Source organism: Photorhabdus africana, from assembly GCF_035181445.1.
GTDB lineage: Bacteria > Pseudomonadota > Gammaproteobacteria > Enterobacterales > Enterobacteriaceae > Photorhabdus > Photorhabdus laumondii.
The window spans coordinates 1-279 of the sequence record NZ_JAXBVE010000251.1 but is presented as its reverse complement, the minus strand read 5'-3'; the positions used below and the strand labels follow the sequence as shown (position 1 = coordinate 279).

1 protein-coding gene is annotated in these 279 nt (G+C 41.2%); it reads left to right on the top strand.

Annotated elements, in window-relative coordinates; translation table 11 throughout:
* The coding region (locus tag SLS51_RS23640) for a hypothetical protein (protein WP_323840896.1) at positions 1-279 on the top strand (279 nt) is incomplete at both ends.

The following is a 279-nucleotide window of genomic DNA, read 5'->3' as shown; positions in this document are numbered from 1 at the left end:
ACCTGTAAAACCTGTAAAACCTGTAAAACCTGTAAAACCTGTAAAACCTGTAAAACCTGTAAAACCTGTAAAACCTGTAAAACCTGTAAAACCTGTAAAACCTGTAAAACCCTTTTTTCGCCTGTTTTTTATTAAGCTTAATCATCATGGCATATTGTGTTTTATGTTTATACCCGTCATCTTTCAAGTTGCCTCTTTGTTGGCTGCACTCACTCACCCCGGTCACATAGTTTGCTATGCTCCCGGGGATTCGCTCCCTTGCCGCCGCGATGCATCTTG